This window comes from Streptomyces sp. NPDC088785 (genome assembly GCF_044750685.1).
GTDB lineage: Bacteria > Actinomycetota > Actinomycetes > Streptomycetales > Streptomycetaceae > Streptomyces.
Window position 1 is genome coordinate 137,100 of the sequence record NZ_JBIVKH010000002.1, and the last position, 25,924, is coordinate 163,023.

Sequence of the window (25,924 nt, forward strand, 5' to 3'; positions counted from 1 at the left end):
CTTCCGGCATGGCTCGTGACAGCGATATCGAGGAGGCGGCCATGCTGACGTTGGTGACCGGGGCGACGGGACAGGTCGGACGGCGGTTCGTGCCGCGGCTGCTCCAGAGCGCTCCGCAGGGCGACCGGGTCCGGGTGCTCGTGAGGGACGCGGAGCGCGGGGAGCGGTTCGCCGCGCTCGGCGCCGAGGTGGTGATCGGGGATCTGCGGGACGCCGAGGCGCTGGGCAGGGCGACGGCGGGGGCGGACGCGGTGGTGAACGTCGCCGCGGCGTTCCGCGGGGTCCCCGACGAGGAGGCGCGGGCCGTGAACCGGGACGCGGCGATCGAGCTGGGGCGGGCCGCCGTGGCGTCCGGGGTGCGCCGGTTCGTGCAGGTCAGCACCGGGCTCGTGTACGGGGCCGGGCGGGGCAGGCCGCACGTCGAGACCGACGGGACGGAGCCGGGCGGGCACCTGTGGGGGGCCTATCCCGAGTCGAAGTGGGAGGCCGAGCGGGCGCTGGGCGCGCTGGAGGGCCTCGACGACCTGCGGATCGCGCGGCTGCCGTTCGTGTACGGGGACGGGGACCCGCACCTCGACACCGCGGTGGAGTGGGCGCCCGGCTGGCCCGCGACGCAGCGGCTGCACATGGTGCACCACGCCGATGTGGCGCAGGGCCTGCGGCGGCTGCTGTACGCGCGGGGGGCGTCCGGCGTCTACAACATCGCCGACGACGCGCCCCTGACGACGGTGGACATCCTGCTGTTCGCCGGGGCGGAGGTGCCGGAGGCGGTCTACGGGAAGGAGGCGGCGGACCCGTGGCACGGGGTGCTGTCGACGGCCCGGATCCGCCACGAGCTGGGCTACCGCCCGCTGTACCCGTCCGTGTGGGCGGCCCGGGACGCCGGCGCGCTGTAGCGGGTGCCGCCGTGCCCGCCCCGCCGGCCCGTGGACGCACGACGACCGGCGGGGCTCAGGGCACCGACCTGATGCGGCGGACCAGCACGGAGCCGGCGAGGCCCACGCCCGCCGCCACCAGGTACAGCACCCGGTACCCGCCCAGCTGGTTCACCAGCGGGGCGGCCAGCGCGGGCGCGGCGACCTGGGGCAGGGAGTTCGCGATGTTGAGGACACCGAGGTCCTTGCCCCGGTCCGGCGCGGCCGGCAGCACATCCGTCATCAGCGCGAAGTCGACCGAGGTGAACACCCCGAACCCGACTCCGAGCACGGCGGCGGCGACCACGGCGCCGGTCCACGTCTGCCAGCCCGCCAGCAGCCCGGTCGCCAGGGCCATCAGCACGCCCGACCACAGCACGAACGGCTTGCGCCGCCCCACCCGGTCCGACCAGGCGCCGCCGACGACGACCGTGCCGAGCAGCGTCACCCCGTTCACGGCGGTCAGGATCAGCACCCCGGAGTCCGGATCGGCGAGGTGCAGCCGGTCGCGCAGGTAGTAGAAGAGGTACAGCAGCACCAGCGCGTTGCCGAGGTTGATCAGGAACCGGGTCAGCCACGCCCAGCCCAGGTCCGGATACCGGCGCGGGCTCAGCCAGAACCCGGCCGCGAACCCGCGCCAGGACCACGCCGGCCGCTCCTCGGCCCCGAGCGGCGGATCCGCGTACCGCACGACGTACGGCGCCACGCCCGCCAGCGTGAACACGGCGCACGCCAGGTACCCGGCCCGCACCCCGCCCGTGCCGGTCGCCAGTCCCGTCCCGGCGACCACCCCCAGGATCTGCGCGGCCCCGAGCCAGCCGCCCACGGCCCCGCGCTGGAGCCGGGGCACCCGGTCCGGCACGGCGGCCGTGACCGCGGCGAACGCGGCGTTCAGCGAGAGCTGCACCAGGCACCACCCGGCGAACAGCACCCACACGGTGTCGGCGCCGCCGAGCAGCAGCAGGGACAGCGCGCCGCCCGCCGCGCCCGCCACGATCCACGGCGTGCGCCGCCCGTACCGCGACACCGTGCGGTCCGACAGTGCCCCGAAGACCGGGTTGGCGGCCAGTGACACCACGGCCCCGGTCCCGGTGACCCAGGCGAGCAGCGACTCCTTCGACAGGCCGGTGCCGGGCGCGAACCGCTCGGACTGCCGGGCGAGCAGGATCTGCAACGGGCCGTACCAGCCCACCCAGATCGCGCCGTTGGCCAGCGACAGCGCCGCCGTCCAGCCCCGGCCGACCCGTTCGGAGGGCTCCGCGAGCGCCGGGACGCTCATGCCCGCTGCCGCTGCCGCCGCAGCTGTGCCTGGAGCCACGCGTACGACGCCTTCGGGGTGCGCCGCTGGGTGGCGTAGTCGACGTGGACGAGCCCGAACCGCTTCGTGAAGCCCTCGGCCCACTCGAAGTTGTCCATCAGCGACCACACGAAGTAGCCGCGCACGTCGGCGCCGGACTCGATGGCCCGGTGCAGCGCCCGCAGATGCCCGTCGAGGAAGGCGATGCGGTCCTGGTCGTCGAGGCCGTCGTACGCGCAGCCGTTCTCGGTGACGACGAGCGGCGGCAGCCGGTCGCCGTAGCGCTCGCGCAGCCCGGTGAGGAGTTCGGCGAAGGCGTCGGGCACCACCGGCCAGTCGAAGTCGGTGCGCGGGTGGCCCTCGATCCGCCGTACGGAGAAGGGCAGTTCGGCGGGGAGGGTGAGCCCGGAGAACTCGACGTCCGCCGCGCCCGGCGCGCCCACCCGCGTCGGCTGGTAGTAGTTCACCCCGTACCAGTCGAGGGTGCCCTCGGAGATCGTCCTCAGGTCGCCCGCCACGTCCCCGCCGGGCATCGCCTCGGCGAACCCGTCCGGGTAGCGGCCCAGGATCAGCGGGTCGGAGAAGAGCCGGTTCAGGAGGATGTCGTACAGGTCGGCGGCCTCGGTGTCCGCCGGGTCGGCGGAGGCGGGCCAGGTCGGGCCGTGCGAGTTGGCGATGCCGATGCTCGTCGCGCCGTGCGCGCGCAGCACCCGGGCGGCGAGCCCGTGCGCGAGGAGCTGGTGGTGCGCCACCGGCAGCGCGTCGAAGAGCAGCCGGCGGCCGGGCGCGTGCTCGCCCAGGGCGTGCCCGAGGAGGGTGTGCTCCGCCGGTTCGTTGAGGGTGATCCAGTGGTCCACCCGGTCGCCGAGCCGGGCCACGACGGTCTCCGTGTACGCGGCGAACCGCTCCGCCGTGTCCCGGGACAGCCAGCCGCCGGCCTCCTCGACGGCCAGCGGGGTGTCCCAGTGGAAGAGGGTCGGCACGGGCCGGACGCCCTGCGCGCGCAGCTCGTCGACGAGCCGGTCGTAGAAGTCGAGGCCGCCGGGGGACAGCACGCGCGGCCAGGACACGGAGAAGCGGTACGCGTCCACGCCCAGGTCGCGGATGAGCCCCACGTCCTCGCGGTGGCGGGCGACGTGGTCGCAGGCCGTCGCGGCCGTCGTGCCGTCCCTGACCCGGCCGGGCTCGGCGGTGAAGGCGTCCCACACCGACGGCGCGCGCCCGCCGACGGCCCCCTCGATCTGGTGGGCGGACGTGGCGACGCCCCACAGGAAGCCGGGCGGGAAGGAGGGGAGCGCATCCGGGGTAGCTGCCATGGGCGCGATCATCCGTACCGGCCGGTAGGAAGTCAACGCCCAGGACAGCGGCGGAAGTTACGCCCCTTCTTTGAGTACGCGGCTGATCAGTCTGCGCTGTTCGTCGGTGAGCCGGGGGTCCGCGCAGTGCACGGACCTGCCGTCCACGGTGATGGTGTAGTGGAACCCGTCCGGTACGCCGGCGGGGGGTGTGGCCGGACCGCCGGCGAGGGCCTTCTCCGCCAGGTCGTGCCACTCGTGGGAGTCGGTGCGGCCCGCGGTGTCGATCTCGGCGTGCCGCTCGATGCCGGCGAAGCCGCCGGTGCGCGAGACGTGGATTCGCATGGTTCCTGTCTACTCCACTCCCCGGCCCGCCGGGGCGATCCGCTACTGCGTGGGGACGCCCACCTGTTCCCAGGCCTTGAGGACGGCCTGGTACTCCTCGGCGGCGCCGAAGCGCTCCTTGGCGGCCTTCGCCGTCGCGCGGGCGAACGCCTCGAAGTCGCAGGTCGACTCCAGCTCGCCCCCGGTGAGCGTGTCGAACCAGATCTGCCCGGCCCGCTCCCACGCGTTCCCGCCGAGCGCCTCGGCCAGGATGTAGAAGGCGTGGTTGGGGATGCCGGAGTTGATGTGCACCCCGCCGTTGTCCTGGCCGGTGTGCACGTAGTGGGCCATGTCGGCGGGCTGCGGGTCCTTGCCGAGGACGTCGTCGTCGTACGCCGTGCCCGGTGCCTTCATGGAGCGCAGGGCCACCCCGGAGACGCGCGGCGCGAGCAGCCCGGCGCCGATCAGCCAGTCGGCCTCGGCGGCCGTCTGCCCCAGCGAATACTGCTTGATCAGCGAGCCGAAGACGTCGGAGAGCGACTCGTTCAGGGCGCCCGACTGGTCGAAGTAGGCCAGGTTCGCCGTGTACTGCGTGACGCCGTGGGTCAGCTCGTGGCCGATGACGTCGACGGGCAGGGTGAAGTCGAGGAAGATCTCGCCGTCACCGTCGCCGAACACCATCTGCTCGCCGTTCCAGAAGGCGTTGTTGTAGTCCTCGTCGTAGTGGACGGAGGCGGTCAGCGGCAGGCCGTTGCCGTCGATGGAGTACCGGGAGAACTTCTCCAGGTACAGCTCGAAGGTGGCGCCCAGGCCCGCGTACGCGCGGTTGACGGTCGCGTCCTGGCCCGGTTCGTCGCCCTCGGCGCGCACCTTGTGGCCCGGCAGGGCCGTCTGGTGGCGGGCGTCGTAGATGGCCCGGTGCGCCGTCTGCTGCGCTCCGGCGTCGGCGTACGGAGGCGCGGCGGCGCGGGCGCCGATGACGGTGGTCATCCGGCGGCGGGTGCGTTCCAGGGAGTCGCGCTCCAGGGAGCTGCGGGCCCAGGCGGCGATGGCGGAATCCTCGGACCGGGCGGCCTTGTCGAGGATGTGGGGCGGCACGATGGTGCAGAACACGGGCTCGAACCCGAGCGGGCTCCCCGTGGGGTTGGCGGTCATGCGACGCAATGTGGCACCGGGTCATGCCGCTGTCACTACCTGGCGCCATGATTAGTGAAATAGAGGGATCGATCACCTCTTACCCGTTACCTTCTGCCGGTCCCGCATACTGATACGGGTTCTCGCGTCCGGCGCGTCTCGGCTAGGGTGCTGTGCATCATGCGTTTCGGGCTGCTTCTCCTTAGCTGCCGCGGCGAGGGCCTGTAGTCGAGGCCGACCCCCTCCCCGCGGAGTTTGGCGTTGCGCCGTCGGCCGACTGAAACCGGCCACCTCTGAGGAGCCCCACGCATCATGCCGAACCACCAGCAGCCGAGCAGCATGCCGATCCGCAAATACGGCCGGTACGACCAGGTGGACATCCCCGACCGCACCTGGCCCGACCGGCGGATCACCGAGGCCCCCCGCTGGCTCTCCACCGACCTGCGCGACGGCAACCAGGCGCTGATCGACCCCATGTCGCCCGAGCGCAAGCGCCGGATGTTCGACCAACTGGTCGCGATGGGCTACAAGGAGATCGAGGTCGGTTTCCCCGCCTCCGGCCAGACCGACTTCGACTTCGTACGTTCGATCATCGAAGAGCCGGGCGCCATCCCGGACGACGTGACGATCTCCGTGCTGACCCAGGCCCGCGAGGACCTGATCGAGCGCACGGTGGAGTCCCTGAAGGGCGCCCGGCGCGCCACGGTCCACCTGTACAACGCGACCGCCCCCGTCTTCCGCCGCGTGGTCTTCCGCGGTTCGAAGGACGACATCAAGCAGATCGCCGTCGACGGCACCCGCCTGGTGATGGAGTACGCGGAGAAGCTGCTGGGCCCCGAGACGGTCTTCGGCTACCAGTACAGCCCCGAGATCTTCACGGACACCGAGCTGGAGTTCGCCCTGGAGGTCTGCGAGGCCGTCATGGACGTCTACCAGCCCGGCCCGGACCGCGAGATCATCCTCAACCTGCCCGCCACGGTGGAGCGTTCGACGCCGTCGACGCACGCGGACCGCTTCGAGTGGATGAGCCGCAACCTGTCGCGCCGCGAGTACGTCTGCCTGTCGATCCACCCGCACAACGACCGCGGCACCGCCGTCGCGGCCGCCGAGCTGGCCGTCATGGCCGGCGGCGACCGCGTCGAGGGCTGCCTGTTCGGCCAGGGCGAGCGCACCGGCAACGTCGACCTGGTCACCCTGGGCATGAACCTGTTCTCGCAGGGCGTCGACCCGCAGATCGACTTCTCCGACATCGACGAGATCCGTCGCACGTGGGAGTACTGCAACCAGATGGAGGTCCACCCGCGCCACCCGTACGTGGGCGACCTGGTCTACACGTCCTTCTCCGGCTCCCACCAGGACGCCATCAAGAAGGGCTTCGACGCGATGGAGGCCGACGCCCGGGCCAAGGGCGTCACCGTCGACGACATCGAGTGGGCCGTGCCCTACCTGCCGATCGACCCCAAGGACGTCGGCCGGTCGTACGAGGCGGTCATCCGGGTCAACTCGCAGTCCGGCAAGGGCGGTATCGCCTACGTCCTGAAGAACGACCACAGCCTGGACCTGCCGCGCCGCATGCAGGTCGAGTTCTCGAAGGTCATCCAGGCCAAGACCGACGCCGAGGGCGGCGAGGTCACGCCGAAGGACATCTGGAGCATCTTCCAGGACGAGTACCTGCCCAACTCCGGCAACCCGTGGGGCCGCATCCAGGTCAGGGCGGGCCAGACGACCACCGACACCGACGGCGTGGACACGCTGACCGTCGAGGCCGAGGTCGACGGCGTCGAGCAGGTCCTGACCGGCACCGGCAACGGCCCGATCTCCGCGTTCTTCCAGGCCCTCCAGGGCATCGGCATCGACGCCCGGCTGCTCGACTACCAGGAGCACACGATGAGCGAGGGCGCCTCCGCGGTCGCCGCCTCGTACATCGAGGTCGCGATCGACGACAAGGTTCTGTGGGGAATCGGCATCGACGCGAATACGACGCGTGCTTCGCTGAAGGCCGTCGTCTCGGCCGTCAACCGCGCGACCCGCTGAGCCTGGTTGAGCTGGACTTTCCCGGCCCCGCACACCTGTTCGTGGTGGGCGGGGCCGGGGCGCATCTCGGCCATGGTCACACGATCTCCGTGACCGCTGCGTGACCAAGGTGCTGACGCCGCCTCACCAATGTGGCTAACATCACGCCAACGCCGCGATGTTGCGGCGCCGTTACGGAGGTGTGCGACGTGCTGCCGAACAGGGAACTGGGGCGACGGACCGGGATCTCGCGGGTCCTGGGCGTGCACACCACATGGACGACCGTCGGCGACGGGGAGTTCTTCTGCCCGGGCTGCGGCGGCGACCGCAACTACGAGCGGCGCACCGGCCGGCGGCGGTTCCTCGTGCTCGGCGTGCCGGTGGTGCCGCGTGGCGAGACCGGCCCCGTGGTGGAGTGCGCGGCGTGCCAGGAGCGGTTCGGCACCGACGCCCTCGACCACCCGACCACGCACCGCTTCTCCGCGATGCTGCGCGACGCCGTGCACACCGTCGTCCTCGCGGTCCTCGCCGCCGGCGGGGCCGGGGCCCGTACGTCCCTGGAGTGCGCCGTGGGCGTCCTGCGGGGCGCCGGGTTCGAGGACACCTCGGAGGTGCGGCTCGCGGCGCTCGTGGAGGCGCTGGTGACCGATGCCGGGCGGATGCCGGAGCACGCCGGGTCCGGCGCGTCCCTCGCCATCGAGCTGCACGAGGCGCTCGACCCGCTCGCCCCGCACCTGGCTCCCGCCGGGCGCGAATCGATTCTGCTCCAGGGCGCCCGCATCGCGCTCGCCGACGGCCCGTACTCGGCCGCCGAGCGGGATGTCCTCGGCACCGTGGGCGCCGCCCTCACCATGTGCTCGGACGAGGTCGGCCTGCTTCTCGTGGCCGCCGCCCGCACCCCCAGCTGAGGCCGTGCGGCCGCCCTTAAGGTGACCGCATGTCCTACGCCCCCGCGCTCCTCGTCATCGACATGCAGAACGCCCTGCTGCCGATCATGCACCGGCCCGCCGCGACCATCGCCGCCATCGCGGACCTGCGTACCCGGGCCCGCGCGGCCGGGGTCCCCGTCGTCACGCTCCAGCACCACGGCGGCGGCCTCGAACCCGGGACGGACGGCTGGCGCGTCGTCCCCGAACTCGACCCGGCGCCGGGTGAGCCGCTGGTGGCCAAGACGACGTCGGACGCCTTCCTGCGCTCCGACCTCGACGCGGTGCTGGGCTCCCTCGGCGTCACCGAGGTGCTGATCACCGGGTTCGCCACCGAGAACTGCGTGGAGACCACGGCCCGTCAGGCGCTGAGCCGCGGCTTCGACCTCGTGCTCGTCGCGGACGGGCACACCACGTCGGTGCGCCCCGCTGCCACCGACTTCGCCCCGGCGGACCGGGCCATCGCCCACCACAACGAGATCTACCGGCACATCGACTACCCCGACCGCCGGATACGGGTGCTTCCGGCGGCCCGGGTCGACTTCACCGCGCCCTAGCGCAGCCGCGCCACGAACGCCTGCCAGGCCGCGGCGCCGATGACGACGACGTCGCCGCCGGCCACCTTGGAGTCCCGGACGGGCACGATGCCGGGAAGATTGTCGGCCACCTCGACGCAGCTTCCGCCTTCGCCGTTGCTGTAGGTGCTCTTGCGCCAGCGGGCGGAGCCGATGAAGTCGTGGGCGACCTCGACGCAGTTGCCGCCTTCGCCGTTGCTGTAAGTGGACTTGCGCCAGCGGGCATTGCTCAGGTCGTACTCGCGCATCGTCTGTAGTCCTCCGCCGCCGACTCGATCAGGGCCAGGGACGCCTCCGGCGACAGCGCGGCGACCCTGAGCAGATCGTATGCGCGGTGGGTCCGCTTCACCACGGCAGGATCATCGATGAGCGTTCCCGAAAACGATGTCTCTGTATAGGCGATCGGGGGTGCGTCGTCGAACTCCATGAGCTGCAACATGCTGCCCATCGCGGCGTGCGCCCCCGCCGCGTACGGGACCACCGTCACCCACACGGTGCGTGCCCTCATCAGCGCGGCGATGTGCTCCAACTGCCCCGCCATCGCCGCCGATCCGCCCGCCGGGACCCGCAGCACGTTCTCGTGCAGCGTCACCCAGTACTCGGGCCGTGTGGCGTCCGCGAGGATCCGCGCCCGCTCGCGGCGGGCGGTGACCTTCTCCTCGACGTAGGCGTCGGTGACGAAGGGGTTCGCCGCGATGGTGATGGCCTGGGCGTACGCGACCGTCTGCAACAGGCCCGGCACCACCGTGGGCGCGAACTCGCAGATCCTCGTCGCCAGCCGCTCCAGCTCGACGACCTCCGCGAAGTAATCGGCGTACCGATGGTCGTCGATCAGGCTGTGCCACATGCGCTCGAAAATACCGTCGGATTGCAGCAGCTCGTCGAACCTCTGGGCCACGTCCAACTGAGGCTTGCGAATTGCCTGTTCGAATTGGCCGATGTAACTGCCGGAGACGAAAACGCGTATGCCCAGCGCCGCTTGAGTGAGTCCGGCGTCCTCGCGCCGGCGCCTGAGTTCCTGTCCGAAGAACTCCCACGCCGCCTGTCGCGAACCCTTGGCCACCGCCAACCCCCCAGCTCCGTGCCGCACTTGTCGTCCTCAGATGTCCCTCCACTGTAAATCCGGAGCGTCACCACCGGGGTGCGAAGCGTGAAATCGAATCGGGCGGGGGAGCCGGGTGACGGAAGGGGACGGAACACGGACTCGATCAAGGGCCGAACGCGCGGACTGCCCCGTGTCCCCCGGCGGAATTGGGGCGTTGTTCGGTTGACGCGGCGGCACGCTTGGCCGCCGTGCTCAGGTCAGCCCCGGACGACAGGAGCCACACCGCATGAAACCGCCGATCGGCTCCTATGCCGTCGACACCAGCACGGGACAGGTCGGCATGGTGATGGGGCACGAGGGGCCGTACGTGCAGTTACGGCCGTTCGGGGGCGGCCGGGAGTGGGACTGTCCGCCGGACGGGGTGCGGGAGGCCACCACGCACGAGCGGCTGCGGGCCGCCACGGCGTACGCGAACCGCCGCAGCAGGGGCGAGGTGCCCTGAGCGCTCCGGTCCGGGGCGGTCGGTCGGCCGACGGCCGGTGGGGGACAATGGCGCCATGAGTCTGTTCCGCGACGACGGCATCGTGCTGCGCACCCAGAAGCTGGGTGAAGCGGACCGCATCATCACCCTGCTCACGCGCGGTCACGGCCGCGTACGCGCTGTCGCCCGTGGCGTGCGACGCACCAAGTCGAAGTTCGGGGCGCGGCTCGAACCCTTCTCCCACGTCGACGTGCAGTTCTTCGCGCGCGGCAGCGAGCTGATCGGGCGCGGGCTGCCGCTGTGCACGCAGAGCGAGACCATCGCCCCGTACGGCGGCGGCATCGTCACGGACTACGCCCGCTACACGGCCGGCACCGCCATGCTGGAGACGGCGGAACGGTTCACCGACCACGAGGGCGAGCCGGCCGTCCAGCAGTACCTGCTCCTCGTCGGCGCCCTGCGCACCCTCTCCCGCGCCGAGCACGAACCGCACCTCATCCTGGACGCCTTCCTGCTGCGCTCCCTCGCGGTCAACGGCTACGCGCCGAGCTTCACGGACTGCGCGAAGTGCGGAATGCCCGGTCCCAACCGGTTCTTCTCCGTCGGTGCGGGGGGCTCGGTTTGCGTCGACTGCCGGGTACCGGGCAGCGTCGTACCCTCACCGCAGGCCCTCGTCCTGCTCGCCGCGCTGCTCACCGGTGACTGGGAGACGGCGGACACGTGCGAGGCGAGGTTCGCGCGGGAAGGCAGCGGCCTGGTGTCGGCGTACCTGCACTGGCACCTGGAGCGCGGACTGCGGTCGCTGCGCTACGTAGAGAAAAGCTAGAGCTGAGCTAGGGGAGAGGCCCACCACCATGGCACGTCGCGGAATTCTCGGCCGGTCGTCACGACGCGAGTACGTCGCACCGCAACCGCACCCGTCGGGCGCGCGGCCGCCGAAGATCCCCGGCGAGCTGGTGCCCGGGCACGTCGCCATCGTGATGGACGGCAACGGCCGCTGGGCCAAGGAGCGCGGGCTGCCGCGCACCGAGGGGCACAAGGTCGGCGCCGAGCGCGTCCTCGACGTCCTCCAGGGCGCCATCGAGATGGGTGTCGGCGCGATCTCCCTCTACGCGTTCTCGACGGAGAACTGGAAGCGGTCGCCGGACGAGGTGAAGTTCCTCATGAACTTCAACCGCGACTTCATCCGCAAGACCCGCGACCAGCTCGACGAGCTGGGCGTGCGCGTGCGGTGGGTGGGGCGGATGCCCAAGCTGTGGAAGTCGGTCGCCAAGGAGCTGGAGATCTCCCAGGAGCAGACCAAGGACAACGACAAGCTGACCCTGTACTTCTGCATGAACTACGGCGGGCGTGCCGAGATCGCCGACGCCGCGCAGGCGCTCGCCGAGGACGTGCGGGCCGGGCGGCTCGACCCGTCCAAGGTCGGCGAGAAGACGTTCGCGAAGTACCTGTACTACCCGGACATGCCGGATGTGGACCTGTTCCTGCGGCCCAGCGGCGAGCAGCGCACGTCGAACTATCTGCTGTGGCAGAGCGCCTACGCCGAGATGGTCTTCCAGGACGTGCTGTGGCCGGACTTCGACCGCCGCGACCTGTGGCGGGCATGCGTCGAGTACGCGTCCCGGGACCGGCGCTTCGGCGGGGCCACGCCCAATGAGGTCCTCCTCCAGCTGGAGGCCGAGGGCTAGAGCGGCCGCGGTGCGGGCGGGGCGCACCCGGCGCCCCGGGCCGCCCCGGTCAGCCCGGTCGCCCCGGTCAGCCCGGTCGCCCCGCGGAGCACTCCGCGCAGGTGCCGAAGATCTCCACCGTGTGCGCCACGTTCACATACCCGTGCTCCGAGGCGATGGCCTCCGCCCACTTCTCGACCGCGGGACCCTCGACCTCGACCGCCTTGCCGCACATCCGGCAGACCAGGTGGTGATGGTGGTCGCCCGAGGAGCAGCGCCGGTACACGGCCTCGCCCTCGGAGGTGCGCAGCACGTCCACCTCGCCGGCGTCGGCCAGCGACTGGAGCGTGCGGTAGACCGTGGTCAGGCCGACCGAGTCACCCTTGTGTTTGAGCACGTCGTGCAGTTCCTGGGCGCTGCGGAACTCGTCGACCTCGTCGAGCGCCGCCGCAACTGCCGCGCGCTGGCGGGTCGACCTGCCTCGAACCGGGGCTGCCACGGGTTCCTCCTCGTATCCCTGCCACCTGCGTACCGCCGCCATTGTGCCAGGCGGCGCGGTGGCCGGGTCAGATCTCGGCCGGGGCCTGCTGCTCCGGGATCGGGCACGCGGCGGCGTCGCCGCGGGCCGGGGCGGCGGCCCTCGCCCGGCGCCGGGCGAGCGGCGTCGCCAGCAGGGTCAGCACGATGAAGACGGCGATGGTCAGGAGCACGATCGTCGCGCCGGGCGGCACGTCCTGGTAGTACGAGGTGACGGTGCCGCTCAGGGTCACCACCACCCCGATCGCCACCGCGCCCGCGAACGTGGCCCGGAAACTGCGGGTCAGCTGCTGCGCCGCCGCGACCGGCACCACCATCAGGGCCGACACCAGGAGCAGGCCCACGACGCGCATGGCGACGGTCACCGTCACCGCGGCGGTGACCGCGATCAGCAGGTTCAGGGCGCGCACCGGCAGCCCGGTGACCCGCGCGAACTCCTCGTCCTGGCTCACGGCGAAGAGCTGCCGGCGCAGGCCCACCGTCACCACGACCACGAACGCGGCGAGCCAGCAGATCGCCGTGAGGTCGGCCGGGGAGACCGTCGCCAGCGAGCCGAACAGGTACGAGCCGAGATTGGCGGTGGAGCCGCCGGGCGACAGGTTGATCAGCATGACGCCGCCCGCCATGCCGCCGTAGAAGAGCATGGCCAGCGCGATGTCGCCGCGCGTCCTGCCGTACCAGCGGATCAGCTCCATGACCAGCGCGCCGACCACCGAGACGGCCGTCGCCATCCACACCGGTGACGTGGACAGCAGGAAGCCGAGGCCGACGCCGGTCATCGCGACGTGCCCGATGCCGTCGCCCATCAGTGCCTGCCGGCGCTGGACGAGATAGATGCCGATGGCGGGCGCCGTGATGCCGATGAGGACGGCGGCCAGCAGGGCCCGCTGCATGAAGGCGAAGTCGAGGAATTCCATGTCAGCTCAGCAGTCCGGTGCGTACGGGCTCCGCGTCGGCGGAGTGCGGGTGGACGTGGTCGTGGCCGGGCAGCGCGTGCTGGCCGACGGCCTTCGGGGGCGGGCCGTCGTGCCGGACGCAGCCGTCGCGCAGCACCACGGCCCGGTCGATCAGCGGCTCCAGCGGGCCGAGTTCGTGCAGCACGAGCAGGACGGTGGTGCCCGCGGCGACCTGCGCGCGCAGCGTCTCGGCCAGCACCTCCTGGCTGGCCAGGTCGACGCCCGCCATCGGCTCGTCCATGATCAGCAGTTCGGGCTGCGCGGCGAGCGCGCGGGCGATGAGCACCCGCTGGTGCTGGCCGCCGGAGAGCGCGTCCACCGAGTCCCCGGCGCGGTCGGCCATGCCCACCGACTCCAGGGCGCGGGCCACCGCCTCCCGGTCGGCGCGGCGCAGGATGCCGAACCGGGTCCGGGACAGCCGCCCCGACGAGACGACCTCGGTGACCGTCGCGGGCACGCCGCCCGCGGCGGTCGTGCGCTGCGGGACGTAACCGACGCGCGCCCAGTCCCGGAAGCGGGCGCGCGGGGTGCCGAACAGCTCGATCCCGCCGCCGGTGACCGGCACCTGGCCGATGACGGCGCGCACGGCGGTCGACTTGCCCGAGCCGTTCGCGCCGAGCAGCGCCACGACCTCGCCGCGGCGCACGGTCAGGTCGATGCCGCGCAGCACGGGGCGCGAGCCCAGCTCGGCCATCACCTCGCGCAGGGTGATCACGGGTTCCGTCACGTCCGTCGTACCGGCCATGTCCGAGTCGCCCTCCGGGTCGCTCGCGGGATGTGTCACTTGGTGCCCAGCGCCTTCTGGAGCGCGGTCAGGTTCGACTCCATGACCGCGAGGTAGTCGTCACCCCGGGAGGCGTCGGTGATGCCCTCGATCGGGTCGAGCACGGCCGTCCTCAGTCCGGTGTCACCCGCGAGGGTCTTCGCGGTCCGGTCGCTGACGAGGGTCTCGTAGAAGACGGTCGTGACGCCGTCGGCCTTCGCCATCTTCTGGAGGTCCCTGACGCGGGCGGCGCTGGGCTCGCTCTCCGGGTCGAGGCCGCTGATGGCCTCCTCGGTGAGGCCGTAGCGCTCGGCGAGGTAGCCGAAGGCGGCGTGGGTGGTGATGAAGACCTTGGAGCGGGTGTTCCCGAGGCCGTCCGCGTACTTCTTGTCCAGGCCGTCCAGCTTGCCGACCAGGGCCGCGGTGTTCTTCCTGTACAGGGCCGCGTGGTCGGGGTCCGCCTTGCGCAGGGCCGTGCCGACGCCCTCGGCGACCTCGGCGTACTTCACCGGGTCGAGCCAGATGTGCGGGTCGGCGCCCGCCTCGGAGCCGTGGTCGTGGTCGTGCCCGTCGGCGTGCCCGCCGACCTCGCTGCCGTGCTTCTCCAGGTGGGTCAGGGAGGCGGCGTCGACCTTGGTGCCGATGCCGGACTGGCTGATCGCCTCGTCGACGGAGGGCTGGAGCCCCTTCAGGTAGAGGGCCACGTCGGCCTCTTCGAGCCGGCCGCGCTGCTGGGCGCTGACCTCCAGGTCGTGCGGCTCCTGGCCGGGCTCGGTCAGATTGGTGACGGCGACGTGGTCGCCGCCGATCTGCTCGGCGAGGTACTGCATCGGATAGAACGACGCGACGACGTCCAGCTTGCCGTCGCCCTTGCCGTCCGCCGCGGTGGACGACGAGCAGGCGGAGAGCAGCGCGACGCCGAGCGCCGCGGTGCCGGCGACGGCGGTCGTGGATATGAGGCGGCGGCGGAGACGCGGGGAGCGGCGTACGTTCATGACAGTCATTTTCAACAAAAGTGGAAACGATTGTCAACAAGCTCTTCGCGGGACCTTCGTCCCGCTCGGTCCCGCTCTGTGACCGGGAACCGATTTGGTTCGGGAGGTGGGCCCGCCGGTAACCTGAGGCCTTCGCTCCCGGAGCGCGTATCCAGCGCGCTCACCGTCGCCGTAATGAAGAGAGCACCGTGGCCGCCGACAAGATCGAAACCATCGTCAGCCTCAGCAAGCGCCGTGGCTTCGTCTACCCCTGCAGCGAGATCTACGGCGGCCAGCGCGCCGCCTGGGACTACGGGCCGCTGGGCGTGGAGCTGAAGGAGAACCTCAAGCGCCAGTGGTGGCGCTACATGGTCACCGCGCGCGAGGACGTCGTGGGTATCGACTCGTCCGTGATCCTGGCGACGGAGGTCTGGCAGGCGTCGGGCCACGTCGCCACCTTCTCCGACCCGCTCACCGAGTGCACCTCCTGCCACAAGCGCTACCGCGCGGACCACCTGGAGGAGGCGTACGAGGAGAAGAAGGGCCGCCTCCCCGAGAACGGCCTGGCGGACATCAACTGCCCCAACTGCGGCACCAAGGGCGCCTTCACCGAGCCCAAGCAGTTCTCGGGCCTGCTCGCCACCCACCTCGGCCCGACGCAGGACAGCGGCTCCATCGCCTACCTGCGCCCCGAGACCGCCCAGGGCATCTTCACCAACTTCGCCCAGGTCCAGACGACTTCGCGCCGCAAGCCGCCGTTCGGCATCGCCCAGATGGGCAAGAGCTTCCGCAACGAGATCACGCCCGGCAACTTCATCTTCCGCACCCGCGAGTTCGAGCAGATGGAGATGGAGTTCTTCGTCAAGCCGGGCGAGGACGAGCAGTGGCAGGAGTACTGGATGGAGCAGCGCTGGAACTGGTACACGGGCCTCGGCATGCGCGAGGAGAACATGCGCTGGTTCGAGCACCCGAAGGAGAAGCTCTCCCACTACTCCAAGCGCACCGCCGACATCGAGTACCGCTTCCGCTTCGGCGGCAGCGAGTGGGGTGAGCTGGAGGGCGTCGCCAACCGCACGGACTACGACCTGTCCGCGCACTCCAAGGCCTCCGGCCAGGACCTCTCCTACTTCGACCAGGAGAAGGGCGAGCGCTACACGCCGTACGTCATCGAGCCCGCGGCCGGTGTCGGCCGCACGATGCTGGCGTTCATGCTCGACTCCTACTTCGAGGACGAGGCGCCCAACGCCAAGGGCAAGATGGAGAAGCGCACGGTCATGCGCTTCGACCACCGCATCGCCCCGGTGAAGGTCGCGGTCCTGCCGCTGTCCCGCAACCCCGAGCTGTCCCCGAAGGCGAAGGGCCTGGCCGCCGCGCTGCGCCAGAACTGGAACATCGACTTCGACGACGCCGGTGCCATCGGCCGCCGCTACCGCCGCCAGGACGAGATCGGCACGCCGTTCTGCGTCACCGTCGACTTCGACACCCTCGACGACAACGCGGTGACGGTGCGCGAGCGCGACACCATGAAGCAGGAGCGCGTCTCCCTCGACCAGATCGAGGGCTACCTGGCCGCCCGCCTCATCGGCTGCTGACGCCCGCACGCACCGAGCCCCGGCCCGCCGTTCCCGCGGTGGGCCGGGGCTTTTTGCTGCACACTGCGGCATGTGCCTCACATGACGAGCAGCAGAGTCAGCCGCTGGGACCAGCACGGGCGCGGACACGTCGTGCGCGTCGAAAGGGCGGGCATCCAACGCCAGTTGACCTGCGAGACGTGCGGCTGGCACCGCACCGCGCAGTTCCTGCCGTGGCTGAAGGCGCAGGAGCACCTGGAGGTCGAGCACCAGGCGACGGTGGATCCCGGCGGCGGTGTCTGACCACCCGCCGGGCGGGGCAACCTCCCTGTACGGTCTGAGAGTTGAGGTCTTGGACGAGGGGGCGGGGGTGCGCCGGATGGCATGGCGGGTCCTGTTCGGCGGCGCGCTGGACGTGCTGGCGCCCGGGGTGCGGCCGGGCGGCCGCGGCCGGGACGGCGGGCCGGACTTCTTCACGCGGCTCGAAGCGCACTGGGCGGACGCCTACGACGCGCTCGGCCCGCCACCGCCGCCCACCGCGGCCCAGCGGCACACGCGCGCCCTGGCCCAGGCCGAGGCGGGCGACATCGAGGAGGCCCGCCGCACGCTGCGGGGGCTGGCCGAGGCGGGTGACGTGCGCGCCCTCACCGACCTGGGCGTGCTGTGCCACCGGCACGGGCCCGCCGGTGAGGGGGAGCGGCTCTGGCGCAGGGCCGCGAAGCTGGGTGACGCCCGGGCCCGGCACTACCTCGGCGTCGCCGCCGCCCGCCGGGGCGACGACCGCGAAGGCGTACGGCAGCTGAGGCGCGCGCTCGCCGCCGGCCGGGCCGCCGCGGGCCGGGACCTCGGGCTGCTGCTGCTGCGCATGGGCGAGGCGGAGCAGGCGGAGGAAGTGTGGCAGGACGCCGCCGAAGCGGGGGTCGTCGAGGCCGCGGTGCTGCTCGGGGTGCTCTGGCACGGCCAGGGGCGCCGGGACCAGGCGGAGACCGCCTGGCGGCGGGCCGCGCGGGACGGCGACGCGGACGGCGCCTACAACCTGGGGCTGCTGCTCGCCGAGCGGGGGGCGTCCGCGGACGCGCTGCTGTGGCTGCGCCGGGCGCGGGAGCTGGGGCACGAGCGGGCCGAGCCGCAGATCCTGCGGCTGGCGGCACGGGCCGCCGCGGCCCCGCACACCGGCCGGGCGCGGGGCGGCACGGTCGAGAGCGCGGCCTCCCGCCTCGGGAGCGACACGTGACGGCCGCCCGGGACAGCGGGCCCGGGCCGCGCTGGGACGCCCGGGTCGCCAGGGAGTGGGAGGCGGTCAAGCCGGGACTCGCGCAGGAGATCTGGGACGAGTTCCGGGCCGACGAGCGGCATCGCAGGCGGCTGGCCTGGGCGACCGTCGCGCAGCGCGGGCTCGGCCAGCTCTTCGCCCTGGTGTCGGTCGGCGGCATGCTGGTCTTCGCCAAGTACGGGCTGGACAAGGGCGAGCCCCTGGTGGCGGCCTTCGCCGTCGGGGCTCCGTCGATCTCGCTCGCGGTGATCTTCGGGCTCGCGCGGATGCCGGGCCGCACGCTGGAGGGCGCGGTGGGCCGTCCCGCACGCCGGGTCAGGGCCGTCACCGCGGGGCAGCCGCCCGGCCAGCCGCAGCCGCCCGCCGACCCCGCCCCGTCGTCGACGACGGTGCCGTGAGTCAGGCGCGCAGCCCGCGCATCACCAGGTCCACCACCGCGCGGAACGCCTCCCGGGCGTCCGGGCGGGTCCACTGCGCCGCGTGGACCGGGTCGTGGAAGTGGGCCGTCGCCTCGAAGACCGCGCGGACCGTCGCCGGGACGTCGGGGGCCTCGAACACGCCCCGGGCCACGCCCTCGTCGACGATCGCCGCGAGCTGACCGAGGAGCTCGGCGATGTGGGCGTCGACCACCTCGCTGTTCTCCGTGGTCAGAACCGTGTACGTGGCGAACAGCTCCGGGTCGTCGCCCGCCTTGTGCCGCTTGGCGTCGAAGAGGGCCGTCAGCCAGTGCCGCAGCTTGGCCGCGGGCGGCTCGGAGCCGTCCGCCACCGCCGACAGGACGCCGGTGGTGCGGTCCAGCCAGCGCTTGGTCACCGCGCCGCGCAGCTCGGCCTTCGTACGGAAGTGGCGGTACACCGAGCCGTGGCTGACCCCGAGCGCGCGGGCCACGTCGACCACCGTCGCCTTCGCGGCGCCGTGGCGGCGCAGCACGTCCTCGGTCGCGGCGAGGATCCGCTCGGGCGTCAGGGCCTCGGTGGTCGGTGGCATGGCGTCGACGGTACCGGGCGCCGGTCAGCGCTCGCTGTCGAGGGCCGCCATCTGGGCCGCCGCGTACCGGTCGCCGGCGGCGGCGCCCGCGGGCACGGCCCGCTCGATCGCGGCGAGGTCCGCCGCGTCCAGCGTCACGTCGAGCGCGCCCAGCGCCTCGGTCAGCCGGGTCCTGCTGCGGGCGCCGATCAGCGGGACGACGTCCTCGCCGCGGCCGAGCACCCAGGCGATCGCGATCTGGGCGACGCTGACGCCCTTGCCGTCGGCGATCTCGCGCAGCCGGTCCACCAGCGTCAGGTTGTGGTCCAGGTTCTCCCCCTGGAAGCGGGGCGAGAAGGAGCGGAAGTCGCCCGGCGCGAGCTGCCGGTCGCGGGTGTAGTGCCCGGAGATCAGGCCCCGCGAGAGCACGCCGTACGCCGTGATGCCGATGCCCAGCTCGCGGGTGGTCGGCAGGATCGTGTCCTCGACGCCGCGCGAGATGAGCGAGTATTCGATCTGGAGGTCCGAGACGGGGGCGGTGGCGGCGGCGCGCCGGATGGTCTCCGCGCCGACCTCGCTCAGCCCGATGTGGCGCACATGGCCCTTCTCGACCAGCTCGGCGATCGCGCCGACGGTCTCCTCGATCGGCACGTCCGGGTCGAGCCGGGCGAGCCGGTAGACGTCGATGTGGTCGACGCCGAGCCGCTGGAGCGAGTACGCCGCGAAGTTGCGCACCGCCTGGGGGCGGCCGTCGTAGCCCGACCAGCCGCCGTCCGCGTCGCGCAGCGCGCCGAACTTCACGCTGGTCAGCGCATTGGCACGGGCCGCGGCGGGCGCCGAACGCAGGGCTTCGCCGATCAGCATCTCGTTGTGCCCCATGGCGTAGAAGTCGCCCGTGTCGAGCAGGGTCACGCCCGCGTCGAGCGCGGCGTGCACGGTGGCGATGGACTCGGCGCGGTCGCTCTCGCCGTACAGCGCGGACATGCCCATGCAGCCGAGGCCGAGGGCGGCGGTGCGCGGGCCGGTGGTTCCGAGGGTTCGCGTGGGGAGGTTCATGACTCCAGCCTGACATGACAGATGACAGATTTCAATATCTGTCATCTGTCATGTGTCAGGCGGCGGGTGTCAGGCGGCGGCGGGTGTGTGCCGGCGGGTGTCAGGCGATCGTGCGGGGCAGGCGGAGGCTGAGGCCCACCGTCACCGCGATCACCCCCAGCTGGATCAGCAGCGTCACGATCAGCGCGTCCCGCGGGCCCGCGCCCGACGCCAGGGTCAGGAACAGCGAACCGAGCGTCGCGACGCCGAGGGCCAGGGCCGACTGGTGGGTCGTCGTCAGGACGCCGCTCCCCACGCCCGCCCGCTCCGCCGGGACCTCGGAGAGCACGATCCGGAACAGCACCGGGAGCTGGAGGGCCTGGCCCGCGCCCATCAGCACCGCGCCCGGCAGCAGTTGGAGCACGCCGAGGTGCGGCCAGGTGCGCCAGGCCGCCAGCGCGATCAGCGCGACGCCGCCGGCCTGGAGCGCGCCGCCCGCCGTGACCACCCGCGTGCCCCAGCGGGCGATCAGCCGCGGCCCGCCCAGCGACGCCAGGAAGAAGACCACCGCGAACGGCGCCAGCGCGAGGCCGGCGACGACCGGAGCGAGCCCCTCGCCCTGTTGCAGCGACACCGCGACCGCGAACATGAACGCGCTCAGCCCGATGTCGAACGGCACGATCATCACCAACGCCCGGCGCAGCGGGACCAGTCGGAAGAGCGACGGCGGCACCAGCGGGGTGCGCCCGGCCCGGTCCGCGGCGCGCTCCACCCGGTAGAAGGCGTACGCGAGGAAGGGGAACGCGGCGAACGACAGCCACGTCCACAGCGGCCAGCCCGCCGCCCGCCCCTCGGTCAGCGGCGCCAGTAGCGCACCCAGGGCCAGCGCGAGCAGGACCGTCCCGGGCACGTCCACCGGCTCGGGCCGCGGCGAACGGGTGCGCGGGACCGTGCGCGCCGTCAGCGCGAGCGCGACGGCGGCCACCGGCACGTTCACCAGGAACACCGCGCGCCAGCCGCCGCCGAACAGGTCGGCGGAGACCAGGACCCCGCCGAGGACCTGCCCCGTCACCATCGACAGGCCCGCCATGGCGCCGTACAGGCTCATGGCGCGCGCCCGGCGGGCCCCGGCCGTCGTGGCCTGGACGGTGGCGAGGACCTGCGGCGCGATCAGTGCGGACGCCGCGCCCTGCGCCACCCGCGCCACCACCAGGAACGTCGCGTTCGGGGCGAGCCCGCAGGCCAGCGAGGTGAGGGCGAACGTGGTGAGGCCGAGCGAGAACAGCGCGCGCCGGCCCAGCAGATCGCCGAGCCGGCCGCACGGCACGAGCAGCACCGCGAACGCGATGCCGTAACCGGAGATCACGAGTTCGAGGACCGCCTCGCCCGTGCGCAGATCGCGGTCGATGTCGGGCAGGGCGACGTTGACGATGAAGAAGTCGATGAGCGGCAGGGCCGCGCCGAGCAGCACCGTGAACAGGCCGGTCCCGGAGAGCACGGGGGTGCCGGTGCCGGTGCCGGTGCGGGTAGGGGTGGTGGAGGTCCGCGGGGGCGGCGCGGCGGAGGTCGGGGTGGTCATGGCACCGAGACTCCGCCGCCCGGGACTGCGGTACCAGAGCGTCCTTATCCTGGTAGAACCTCTACCTGGCAACGGGATCCGCGGCGCCGCACGCTGGGAGGGTGACCACCATGACGCAGGAGACGCAGCACCCCGGCGCGGCGGGCGGGCGGCCCGGCGAGATCCGCCGGCACGAACTGGCCGGGTTCCTGCGCAGTCGCCGCGAACGCCTCACGCCCGAGGAGGTCGGCCTGCCGCGCGGCCGCCGGCGCCGCACCCCGGGACTGCGCCGCGAGGAGGTGGCGCACCTCTCCGCGGTCGGCGTCACCTGGTACACGTGGTTGGAGCAGGCGCGGGACATCCAGGTCTCCGGGCAGGTCCTCGACGCGCTGGCGCGGGCGCTGCGGCTCGACGCGGGGGAGCGGGTCCACCTGTTCGGCCTGGCCGGTGCCGTCGACCCGAGCCCGGTGGCCGACAGCGCCACCGTCACCCCCGAACTGCGGCTGCTGCTCGACCAGTTGACGCCGTTCCCGGCCTCCGTGCAGAACAGCCGCTACGACATCCTCGCCTTCAACCGCACCTACGGATCGCTCTTCTGCGACCTGGCGGCCGTCCCCGCCGGGGACCGCAACGCGCTGCTGCTCGCCTTCACCCACCAGGAGTGGCGCTCCTCCCTCGTGCACCTCGACGAGGTGCTGCCCACGATGACCGCCAAGTTCCGCGCCACGATGGCCGGTCACGTCGCCGAACCCGCCTGGAAGCTGCTGCTCCAGCGGCTCACCGAGGCGTCCGCCGAGTTCCGTGAGCTGTGGGGGCGCTACGACGTCCAGCACACGTCCACGAGCAAGGTCAAGCACTTCCGCAACGCGCACGTCGGACGGGTCTCCTTCGTCCACACCGACCTGTGGCTGGGCGGGGAGGGGGCCGCGCGCCTGGTCACGTACACCCCGGCGGACGAGCCGACCCGAGAGCGGCTCGCCGACCTGGACCGGCTGACCGCCGGGGGGCGGCCGGGCGCCGGGCTGCCGCGGGCGCCGTCGCCCGCCACCTGACGGGGGACGCCGGGGGCCGCTAGCTGACGGGGGCCGCTACCTGACGGGGGCCGCTAGCTGACGGGGGCCGCCGGGCGCCGCGCCGCGTCGGCCGGCTCCCGCGCCAGGCGGTCCGCCGTCCGCGCCGCCGTGCCCCGCGCCCACGCCCCGCTGGTCACCGCGCCGAGCACGAGGACCGCGAGCCCGCACCCGGCGATGATCCACCAGCAGGCCCGGCCCGCGCCGACGAACGACGCCGCGTACGAGGATCCGGCGACGCCCGAGGCGAGCACCGCGCCGATGACGGCGACGCCGAGGGTCTGCCCGATCTGCCGGCTGGTGGAGGCGACGGCGGCGGCCACCCCGGCCTGGGCGCGCGGCATCCCGGAGACGGCGGTGTTGGTGATCGGCGCGTTCACGAAGCCGAAGCCGATGCCGAACAGCACGTACCCGACGACGAGACCGGCGTCCGACGTCTGCGCGTCGAAGGCGGCGAACAGCACCCCGCTCGCCGTCATCATCACGCCCGCGAGCAGCAGGGACAGCCGGGGGCCGCGGCTGCCGACCAGGCGGCCCGACAGCGGCGCGCAGACCAGGGTCATCGCCGCCATCGGCAGCATCCACAGGCCCGCGTGCAGCGCGTCCAGGCCGCGGACGTCCTGGAGGTACAGCGTCGACAGGAACAGGAAGCCGCCGAGCGCCGCGAACCCGCAGATCGCGATGACGGTGGCGCCGCTGAACGGTGCCGAGCGGAAGAACCGCAGATCGATCAGCGGCTCCGCCCGCCGCGGCTCGTACCGCAGGAGGGCGGCGAGCGCCGCCGCCGCGACCGCCGCGCAGCCCAGCGTCCGCGCCGAGGTCCAGCCCGCGGAGGGCGCCTCGATGATCGCGTAGGTGAGCGAACCGAGCAGCACGATGATCAGGACCTGGCCGACCGGGTCCGGGCGGCGGGCCTTCGGCGCGCGGGACTCCGGGACGTAGCGCAGCGTGAGCAGCAGGGCCGCGAGGCCCACGGGGAGGTTGATCCAGAAGATCGAGCGCCAGCCGACCGAGTCCACGAGCAGCCCGCCGACCAGCGGGCCCGCCGCCATGGAGATGCCCACGACGCCGCCCCACACCCCGATGGCGCGGGCCCGCTCGCGCGGGTCGGTGAAGGTGTTGGTGATGATCGACATCGCGACCGGGTTGAGCATCGAGCCGCCGACCGCCTGCGCCATGCGGAACGCCACCAGCGACTCCAGGGTCGGCGCCAGGGAGCAGGCCACCGACGCCGCCGTGAAGACCACCAGCCCGGTCATGAAGACCTTGCGCCGCCCGATCCGGTCGGCCGTCGACCCGGCCAGCATCAGCAGCGAGGCGAGGACCAGGGTGTAGGCGTCGATCGTCCACTGCATGCCCGAGAGCGTGGCGTCGAAGTCCTTCGCCATGGAGGGCAGGGCGACGTTCAGGACGGTGTTGTCGAGGCTGACGATCAGCAGGCTCATGCAGCAGATCGCGAGGATGAGCAGCCGCCGCCGGGCGGTCGGAACAGGTGCATCGGGCATGTATCCGACGGTAGCCCGAGTCGGGACCGCGCGGGTACGCGCGTCCGGTCCGCGGGCGGGGTGGGCGGGCGGTGGGCCGGGTGGGGGACAATGGAGGCTTGCCGTGCCGCCCGACGGCCCGGCCACCGCCCCAGCCGTACGTCCCCGGAGATCCGCCCGATGTCCCAGCAGCCGCTCCAAGTAGGCCCGCACACCGTGCAGCCGCCCGTGGTCCTCGCACCCATGGCGGGCATCACGAACGCGCCGTTCCGGACCCTGTGCCGGGAGTTCTCGGGCGGCAAGGGGCTCTTCGTCAGCGAGATGATCACCACCCGCGCCCTGGTCGAGCGCAACGAGAAGACCATGCAGCTGATCCACTTCGACGCGACCGAGAAGCCCCGCTCGATCCAGCTCTACGGCGTCGACCCGGCCACCGTCGGCAAGGCCGTCCGCATGATCGCGGAGGAGGGCCTCGCCGACCACATCGACCTGAACTTCGGCTGCCCGGTCCCCAAGGTGACCCGCAAGGGCGGCGGCTCCGCGCTGCCGTACAAGCGGCCCCTGCTGCGGGCCATCCTGAAGGAGGCCGTCTCCGGCGCCGGTGACCTCCCGGTCACCATGAAGATGCGCAAGGGCATCGACGACGACCACATCACGTTCCTGGACGCCGGGCGGATCGCCGTAGAGGAGGGCGTCACCGCGATCGCCCTGCACGGGCGCACGGCCGCGCAGCACTACGGCGGCACCGCCGACTGGGACGCCATCGCGCGGCTCAAGGAGCACGTGCCGGAGATCCCGGTGCTCGGCAACGGGGACATCTGGTCCGCGGACGACGCGCTGCGGATGGTGCGCGAGACCGGGTGCGACGGGGTGGTCGTGGGGCGCGGGTGCCTGGGACGGCCGTGGCTGTTCGCGGACCTCGTCGCCGCGTTCGAGGGGCGGGACGACCGGGTGCGGCCCACGCTGCGGGTGGTCGCCGACGCCATGGTCCGCCACGCCACGCTGCTCGGGGAGTGGATCGGGGACGAGGCGCGCGGGGTCATCGACTTCCGCAAGCACGTGGCCTGGTACCTGAAGGGGTTCGCGGTCGGCTCCGAGATGCGGGGGCGCCTGGCGATCACCTCGTCGCTGGACGAACTCCGCTCCGGTCTCGACGAGCTGGACCTCGACCAGGACTGGCCGGCCGGTGCCGACGGGCCGCGCGGGCGCACGTCGGGCAACAACCGGGTCGTCCTGCCCGACGGATGGCTGAAGGACCCGTACGACTGCGCGGGGCTCTCCGAGGACGCCGAGCTGGAGACGTCGGGGGGCTGAGCGGGCCCACTGCCCCGCGCCCGTGAGCGGGCGCCGGGCCGCGGGCCGGGCGGGGCCGGGGCGGGCCGGAGCAGGTCCGCCCGCACCCGGATGTCACCCGCAGGTCACCCGGCTCCGGCTAATCCCGGGTGACGGGCAGGAGCGCCCAGGCGTGCCGGAGGTCGGAGGAGAAGGGCGCCAGCTCGAGCGCGGGCGGGAAGATCGGCTTCGGCGAGACGACCAGCATCAGGTCTTGACCCGGAACCCGGAGGAAGCAGGGCGGCGGGAGCGGCTTCTGCGGAGCCGGCTCGATCTTCCACTCCCGGGTGGGGAAGTCGCTCACCGGCCCCAGGACCGCCCGCTCGCCCGCCTCCGCATTGCGGTAACTCAGGGAACGGGAGGGGAAGAGGCGGGCGGGGAACTGGATGGCGGCGACGCCGTCCTCACGCACCTCCACGCTGAACTCCTGCTCCCTCTCGGGCGCGGCCCCCGGAGCCGTGACGGTCACTCCGTCCTCCCCGGCGGTGAGGACCCGCGCCTCGGGGACCAACTCGCCGGGCCAGCTGACGATGCGGTAGACGCCGGACTTCATGGTTCCCAAGATGACTCCTTCGCCTGGTGACCGCCGCGGCCCGCGACCGACTCCGGTCGCGGCCTCCCACGGCGCCACATGGGCCGGACCGAAGATCGGCCGGACCACCAGGCAACACCGCGGGATCCCCGAGGAAGGGTCTCGGGACGGCAAACCACCCGAACGCGGGAAAGACCCCCCG

28 protein-coding genes are annotated in these 25,924 nt (G+C 72.6%); 13 read left to right on the forward strand and 15 right to left on the reverse strand.

Features of this window, described 5'->3' with window-relative positions; translation table 11 throughout:
• Positions 1–41: 41 nt before the first annotated feature.
• Complete coding sequence (locus ACIP5K_RS06285; protein ID WP_401407510.1) at positions 42–896, forward strand: NAD-dependent epimerase/dehydratase family protein; 855 nt, start codon at positions 42–44, stop codon at positions 894–896.
• A 55-nt stretch (positions 897–951) separates the two neighbouring features.
• On the opposite strand, the gene ACIP5K_RS06290 is transcribed toward ACIP5K_RS06285, so the two are convergent.
• From ACIP5K_RS06290 to ACIP5K_RS06305, 4 genes are read right to left on the reverse strand one after another with little or no spacing between them, the layout of a single operon-like run.
• Entirely contained in the window at positions 952–2,193 is a 1,242-nt protein-coding gene (locus ACIP5K_RS06290; protein WP_401405544.1) for an MFS transporter, read from the reverse strand.
• A complete protein-coding gene (locus ACIP5K_RS06295) occupies positions 2,190–3,527 on the reverse strand; it encodes a GH1 family beta-glucosidase (protein ID WP_401405547.1) in 1,338 nt (445 codons plus the stop codon). The genes ACIP5K_RS06290 and ACIP5K_RS06295 overlap by 4 nt, the downstream gene beginning before the upstream one ends.
• Before the next feature lie 57 nt (positions 3,528–3,584).
• Complete coding sequence (locus ACIP5K_RS06300) at positions 3,585–3,851, reverse strand: protealysin inhibitor emfourin (RefSeq protein ID WP_401405550.1); 267 nt, start codon at positions 3,849–3,851, stop codon at positions 3,585–3,587.
• A 42-nt stretch (positions 3,852–3,893) separates the two neighbouring features.
• Positions 3,894–4,985: a M4 family metallopeptidase gene (locus ACIP5K_RS06305; protein ID WP_401405553.1), complete on the reverse strand. Its 1,092-nt coding sequence runs from the start codon at positions 4,983–4,985 to the stop codon at positions 3,894–3,896.
• Between the two features lie 291 nt (positions 4,986–5,276).
• Here ACIP5K_RS06305 and leuA point away from each other — a divergent pair, with 291 nt between their 5' ends.
• The 3 genes from leuA to ACIP5K_RS06320 all read left to right on the forward strand — a co-directional run bounded on the left by leuA (position 5,277) and on the right by ACIP5K_RS06320 (position 8,460).
• Positions 5,277–6,998, forward strand: a complete 1,722-nt coding sequence (gene leuA, locus ACIP5K_RS06310; protein WP_401405556.1) for a 2-isopropylmalate synthase — start codon at positions 5,277–5,279, stop codon at positions 6,996–6,998.
• 188 nt (positions 6,999–7,186) lie between these two features.
• Positions 7,187–7,885, forward strand: a complete 699-nt coding sequence (locus tag ACIP5K_RS06315) for a TerB family tellurite resistance protein (protein ID WP_401405559.1) — start codon at positions 7,187–7,189, stop codon at positions 7,883–7,885.
• A gap of 29 nt (positions 7,886–7,914) precedes the next feature.
• Positions 7,915–8,460 carry an isochorismatase family protein gene (locus ACIP5K_RS06320; RefSeq protein ID WP_401405562.1) on the forward strand — a complete coding sequence of 182 codons (546 nt, stop codon included), beginning with the start codon at positions 7,915–7,917 and terminating at the stop codon, positions 8,458–8,460.
• Here ACIP5K_RS06320 and ACIP5K_RS06325 read toward each other — a convergent pair.
• Together ACIP5K_RS06325 and ACIP5K_RS06330 are read right to left on the reverse strand one after the other, a co-directional pair.
• Positions 8,457–8,726 (reverse strand): DUF397 domain-containing protein, encoded by a 270-nt coding sequence (locus ACIP5K_RS06325; RefSeq protein WP_401405565.1) that lies wholly within the window; start codon positions 8,724–8,726, stop codon positions 8,457–8,459. The two genes, ACIP5K_RS06320 and ACIP5K_RS06325, sit on opposite strands and share 4 nt — an antisense overlap.
• Entirely contained in the window at positions 8,708–9,541 is an 834-nt protein-coding gene (locus tag ACIP5K_RS06330) for a Scr1 family TA system antitoxin-like transcriptional regulator (protein WP_401407512.1), read from the reverse strand. Before ACIP5K_RS06330 ends, ACIP5K_RS06325 begins: the two co-directional genes overlap by 19 nt.
• Positions 9,542–9,809: 268 nt before the next feature.
• Here ACIP5K_RS06330 and ACIP5K_RS06335 point away from each other — a divergent pair, with 268 nt between their 5' ends.
• The 3 genes from ACIP5K_RS06335 to ACIP5K_RS06345 are packed head-to-tail and all read left to right on the forward strand — an operon-like array spanning position 9,810 to position 11,692.
• Complete coding sequence (locus ACIP5K_RS06335) at positions 9,810–10,025, forward strand: hypothetical protein (protein WP_401405568.1); 216 nt, start codon at positions 9,810–9,812, stop codon at positions 10,023–10,025.
• Between the two features lie 55 nt (positions 10,026–10,080).
• Positions 10,081–10,830, forward strand: a complete 750-nt coding sequence (recO, locus tag ACIP5K_RS06340; protein ID WP_401405571.1) for a DNA repair protein RecO — start codon at positions 10,081–10,083, stop codon at positions 10,828–10,830.
• Positions 10,831–10,858: 28 nt separating this feature from the next.
• The gene (locus ACIP5K_RS06345; protein ID WP_401405574.1) at positions 10,859–11,692 is read left to right on the forward strand and encodes an isoprenyl transferase; all 834 of its coding nucleotides are present in this window, start codon (positions 10,859–10,861) and stop codon (positions 11,690–11,692) included.
• 67 nt (positions 11,693–11,759) lie between these two features.
• Here the strand turns inward: ACIP5K_RS06345 and ACIP5K_RS06350 are convergent, their stop codons facing one another.
• From ACIP5K_RS06350 to ACIP5K_RS06365, 4 genes are all read right to left on the reverse strand, one after another.
• A complete protein-coding gene (locus tag ACIP5K_RS06350) occupies positions 11,760–12,170 on the reverse strand; it encodes a Fur family transcriptional regulator (protein ID WP_401405577.1) in 411 nt (136 codons plus the stop codon).
• A 67-nt stretch (positions 12,171–12,237) separates the two neighbouring features.
• Complete coding sequence (locus ACIP5K_RS06355) at positions 12,238–13,125, reverse strand: metal ABC transporter permease (RefSeq protein WP_401405580.1); 888 nt, start codon at positions 13,123–13,125, stop codon at positions 12,238–12,240.
• Position 13,126: 1 nt separating this feature from the next.
• Entirely contained in the window at positions 13,127–13,909 is a 783-nt protein-coding gene (locus tag ACIP5K_RS06360) for a metal ABC transporter ATP-binding protein (RefSeq protein WP_401407514.1), read from the reverse strand.
• A gap of 35 nt (positions 13,910–13,944) precedes the next feature.
• A complete protein-coding gene (locus tag ACIP5K_RS06365) occupies positions 13,945–14,922 on the reverse strand; it encodes a metal ABC transporter substrate-binding protein (RefSeq protein WP_401405583.1) in 978 nt (325 codons plus the stop codon).
• A 188-nt stretch (positions 14,923–15,110) separates the two neighbouring features.
• Here ACIP5K_RS06365 and ACIP5K_RS06370 point away from each other — a divergent pair, with 188 nt between their 5' ends.
• From ACIP5K_RS06370 to ACIP5K_RS06385, 4 genes are all read left to right on the forward strand, one after another.
• Complete coding sequence (locus ACIP5K_RS06370; RefSeq protein WP_401405586.1) at positions 15,111–16,493, forward strand: glycine--tRNA ligase; 1,383 nt, start codon at positions 15,111–15,113, stop codon at positions 16,491–16,493.
• A gap of 72 nt (positions 16,494–16,565) precedes the next feature.
• Positions 16,566–16,775, forward strand: coding sequence for a hypothetical protein (locus ACIP5K_RS06375; protein WP_401405589.1), 210 nt, complete (start codon positions 16,566–16,568; stop codon positions 16,773–16,775).
• Between the two features lie 76 nt (positions 16,776–16,851).
• Positions 16,852–17,706, forward strand: coding sequence for a hypothetical protein (locus tag ACIP5K_RS06380; RefSeq protein ID WP_401405592.1), 855 nt, complete (start codon positions 16,852–16,854; stop codon positions 17,704–17,706).
• The gene (locus ACIP5K_RS06385; RefSeq protein WP_401405595.1) at positions 17,703–18,143 is read left to right on the forward strand and encodes a hypothetical protein; all 441 of its coding nucleotides are present in this window, start codon (positions 17,703–17,705) and stop codon (positions 18,141–18,143) included. The genes ACIP5K_RS06380 and ACIP5K_RS06385 overlap by 4 nt, the downstream gene beginning before the upstream one ends.
• 1 nt (position 18,144) lies before the next feature.
• Here the strand turns inward: ACIP5K_RS06385 and ACIP5K_RS06390 are convergent, their stop codons facing one another.
• From ACIP5K_RS06390 to ACIP5K_RS06400, 3 genes are all read right to left on the reverse strand, one after another.
• Positions 18,145–18,732, reverse strand: coding sequence for a TetR family transcriptional regulator (locus tag ACIP5K_RS06390; RefSeq protein WP_401405598.1), 588 nt, complete (start codon positions 18,730–18,732; stop codon positions 18,145–18,147).
• 24 nt (positions 18,733–18,756) lie between these two features.
• On the reverse strand, positions 18,757–19,767 hold the full coding sequence (locus ACIP5K_RS06395) for an aldo/keto reductase (protein ID WP_401405601.1): 1,011 nt from the start codon (positions 19,765–19,767) through the stop codon (positions 18,757–18,759).
• 100 nt (positions 19,768–19,867) lie between these two features.
• Positions 19,868–21,325: an MFS transporter gene (locus ACIP5K_RS06400; RefSeq protein WP_401405604.1), complete on the reverse strand. Its 1,458-nt coding sequence runs from the start codon at positions 21,323–21,325 to the stop codon at positions 19,868–19,870.
• A gap of 101 nt (positions 21,326–21,426) precedes the next feature.
• Here ACIP5K_RS06400 and ACIP5K_RS06405 point away from each other — a divergent pair, with 101 nt between their 5' ends.
• Positions 21,427–22,356, forward strand: a complete 930-nt coding sequence (locus tag ACIP5K_RS06405) for a helix-turn-helix transcriptional regulator (protein WP_401405607.1) — start codon at positions 21,427–21,429, stop codon at positions 22,354–22,356.
• A 53-nt stretch (positions 22,357–22,409) separates the two neighbouring features.
• Here ACIP5K_RS06405 and ACIP5K_RS06410 read toward each other — a convergent pair whose 3' ends face one another.
• Positions 22,410–23,879 (reverse strand): MFS transporter, encoded by a 1,470-nt coding sequence (locus tag ACIP5K_RS06410; RefSeq protein ID WP_401405610.1) that lies wholly within the window; start codon positions 23,877–23,879, stop codon positions 22,410–22,412.
• Between the two features lie 159 nt (positions 23,880–24,038).
• On the opposite strand from ACIP5K_RS06410, the gene dusB reads away from it, so the two are divergent.
• On the forward strand, positions 24,039–25,172 hold the full coding sequence (dusB, locus tag ACIP5K_RS06415; RefSeq protein WP_401405613.1) for a tRNA dihydrouridine synthase DusB: 1,134 nt from the start codon (positions 24,039–24,041) through the stop codon (positions 25,170–25,172).
• A gap of 118 nt (positions 25,173–25,290) precedes the next feature.
• Here dusB and ACIP5K_RS06420 read toward each other — a convergent pair whose 3' ends face one another.
• Positions 25,291–25,752: a hypothetical protein gene (locus ACIP5K_RS06420; protein ID WP_401405616.1), complete on the reverse strand. Its 462-nt coding sequence runs from the start codon at positions 25,750–25,752 to the stop codon at positions 25,291–25,293.
• Between the last annotated feature and the right edge of the window lie 172 nt (positions 25,753–25,924).

Excerpts from the sequence above, each read along its gene's own strand:
- recO (WP_401405571.1), top strand. The coding sequence starts at position 10,081 with ATGAGTCTGTTCCGCGACGACGGCATCGTGCTGCGCACCCAGAAGCTG.
- ACIP5K_RS06290 (WP_401405544.1), bottom strand. The coding sequence starts at position 2,193 with ATGAGCGTCCCGGCGCTCGCGGAGCCCTCCGAACGGGTCGGCCGGGGC.
- ACIP5K_RS06305 (WP_401405553.1), bottom strand. The coding sequence starts at position 4,985 with ATGACCGCCAACCCCACGGGGAGCCCGCTCGGGTTCGAGCCCGTGTTC.
- ACIP5K_RS06335 (WP_401405568.1), top strand. The coding sequence starts at position 9,810 with ATGAAACCGCCGATCGGCTCCTATGCCGTCGACACCAGCACGGGACAG.
- leuA (WP_401405556.1), top strand. The coding sequence starts at position 5,277 with ATGCCGAACCACCAGCAGCCGAGCAGCATGCCGATCCGCAAATACGGC.
- ACIP5K_RS06395 (WP_401405601.1), bottom strand. The coding sequence starts at position 19,767 with ATGAACCTCCCCACGCGAACCCTCGGAACCACCGGCCCGCGCACCGCC.
- dusB (WP_401405613.1), top strand. The coding sequence starts at position 24,039 with ATGTCCCAGCAGCCGCTCCAAGTAGGCCCGCACACCGTGCAGCCGCCC.
- ACIP5K_RS06400 (WP_401405604.1), bottom strand. The coding sequence starts at position 21,325 with ATGACCACCCCGACCTCCGCCGCGCCGCCCCCGCGGACCTCCACCACC.
- ACIP5K_RS06380 (WP_401405592.1), top strand. The coding sequence starts at position 16,852 with ATGGCATGGCGGGTCCTGTTCGGCGGCGCGCTGGACGTGCTGGCGCCC.
- ACIP5K_RS06295 (WP_401405547.1), bottom strand. The coding sequence starts at position 3,527 with ATGGCAGCTACCCCGGATGCGCTCCCCTCCTTCCCGCCCGGCTTCCTG.
- ACIP5K_RS06300 (WP_401405550.1), bottom strand. The coding sequence starts at position 3,851 with ATGCGAATCCACGTCTCGCGCACCGGCGGCTTCGCCGGCATCGAGCGG.
- ACIP5K_RS06360 (WP_401407514.1), bottom strand. The coding sequence starts at position 13,909 with ATGGCCGGTACGACGGACGTGACGGAACCCGTGATCACCCTGCGCGAG.
- ACIP5K_RS06345 (WP_401405574.1), top strand. The coding sequence starts at position 10,859 with ATGGCACGTCGCGGAATTCTCGGCCGGTCGTCACGACGCGAGTACGTC.
- ACIP5K_RS06390 (WP_401405598.1), bottom strand. The coding sequence starts at position 18,732 with ATGCCACCGACCACCGAGGCCCTGACGCCCGAGCGGATCCTCGCCGCG.
- ACIP5K_RS06365 (WP_401405583.1), bottom strand. The coding sequence starts at position 14,922 with ATGAACGTACGCCGCTCCCCGCGTCTCCGCCGCCGCCTCATATCCACG.
- ACIP5K_RS06320 (WP_401405562.1), top strand. The coding sequence starts at position 7,915 with ATGTCCTACGCCCCCGCGCTCCTCGTCATCGACATGCAGAACGCCCTG.
- ACIP5K_RS06285 (WP_401407510.1), top strand. The coding sequence starts at position 42 with ATGCTGACGTTGGTGACCGGGGCGACGGGACAGGTCGGACGGCGGTTC.
- ACIP5K_RS06410 (WP_401405610.1), bottom strand. The coding sequence starts at position 23,879 with ATGCCCGATGCACCTGTTCCGACCGCCCGGCGGCGGCTGCTCATCCTC.
- ACIP5K_RS06325 (WP_401405565.1), bottom strand. The coding sequence starts at position 8,726 with ATGCGCGAGTACGACCTGAGCAATGCCCGCTGGCGCAAGTCCACTTAC.
- ACIP5K_RS06355 (WP_401405580.1), bottom strand. The coding sequence starts at position 13,125 with ATGGAATTCCTCGACTTCGCCTTCATGCAGCGGGCCCTGCTGGCCGCC.